We start from the raw sequence: 1,488 nt of genomic DNA, 5'->3' as shown, positions 1-1,488 counted from the left end.
CCAAATGCTGGTGCCATACCAATACTTGCAATTAAAATTGCAGATAAGGCAAACACCGATAGATGAGCTTTCATCAATTTTACGCCTGAATTTATCCTATTTAAGGTTGTGATAAAATTTGTTGACAAAATAGAAAAAACAGATTTTTGTAACGAATTTCAGATTAGATATATATTAACCTGAGCGCGAATTTTTTACAGTTTGTGTGTATTATTGCATGTTACATTTAATGTTCGATCTGGAGGTATTCTAAATGGCAACTAAGAAAAATCAAGTACTGGTACCTGATCATATCTATGTTCCAACACATGAAATTATTTCTAAACAAGAAGCCGAAGATGTTTTGAAAAAATACAATTGCAAACCAACCGAATTACCACTAATCTTTGTTAATGATCCTGCAATTTTGGGACTTGGAGTAAAACCTGGAGATATGATTAAGATCACTAGAAAAAGTCCAACTGCCGGTGAAAGTCTCTATTACAGATATGTGGTGGAAGTCTAATGACAGATCCTTCAACTAAACGTTGGCCAGTAATTCAAGATATCTTAAAACGTGAAGGCATTGCACGTCAACATTTGAATTCATTTGATGAATTTTTAGAAAGAGGATTACAGAGTATCATTAACGAAGTAGGACAAATCGACATTGAGAATGCTGAATATCCTTACAAGATTCAATTAGGTAAAGTCAAACTTCAACAACCAAGGATGATGGAACTAGATGGTTCAATTACTCATATTACTCCAGCTGAAGCAAGATTGAGAAATGTTTCATATTCTGCACCTGTAATGATGGAAGCAAGTGTTGTAGAAGATGGAAAAATTTTAGAATCTAGATTTGTACATATTGGAGATGTTCCGGTAATGGCAAAATCAAATGCTTGTATCTTACATAATTTCTCTACTCAAAAATTAATTGAACATGGTGAAGATCCAAATGATCCTGGTGGTTATTTTATCATTAACGGTTCTGAAAGAGTTATCGTTGGACTAGAAGATCTTTCTTACAACAAAATAATTGTTGATAGAGAAACTGTTGGTGGAAATATTGTTTTCAAAGCTAAAGTGTATTCTTCAATTGTCGGTTATCGTGCAAAATTAGAACTTGTCATGAAAAATGATGGTTTGATTGTTGCTAGAATTCCTGGCTCTCCAGTTGATATTCCAGTTGTCACTTTGATGCGAGCACTTGGGTTAGAATCTGATAGAGAGATTGCCTCTGTAGTTTCATTAGTTGATGATCTTCAAGATGAACTTGAAGGCTCCTTTGAAAAAGCAGGTGATGTTCCAACATCAAAAGATGCAATTGTTTACATCAGTAAAAGAATTGCACCTGGAATGTTAGAGGAATTTCAGATTAAACGTGCTGAGACTTTACTTGATTGGGGATTATTGCCACACTTAGGTAAACATCCTGAAAACAGAAAAGAAAAAGCACAATTCTTAGGTGAAGCAGCATGTAAATTATTAGAATTAAAACTCGGT

General features: G+C 34.0%; 1 protein-coding gene and 1 pseudogene. Both read left to right on the top strand.

The genetic code is table 11. From position 1 onward, the window contains the following. The first annotated feature begins 253 nt into the window (after nt 1–253). Complete coding sequence (locus tag BD31_RS00140) at nt 254–505, top strand: DNA-directed RNA polymerase subunit H (protein ID WP_008296628.1); 252 nt, start codon at nt 254–256, stop codon at nt 503–505. Continuing rightward, nucleotides 505–1,488: pseudogene (locus tag BD31_RS00135) on the top strand (DNA-directed RNA polymerase subunit B); the annotation flags it as partial. The gene BD31_RS00140 and the pseudogene BD31_RS00135, both read left to right, overlap by 1 nt.

Origin of the sequence: Candidatus Nitrosopumilus salarius BD31, assembly GCF_000242875.2 — an archaeon.
Classification (GTDB): Archaea; Thermoproteota; Nitrososphaeria; order Nitrososphaerales; family Nitrosopumilaceae; genus Nitrosopumilus; species Nitrosopumilus salarius.
This window is presented reverse-complemented; position numbering and strand designations above follow the sequence as displayed.

Coding starts and splice junctions, on each gene's coding strand:
- BD31_RS00140 (WP_008296628.1), top strand. CDS start 254: ATGGCAACTAAGAAAAATCAAGTACTGGTACCTGATCATATCTATGTT.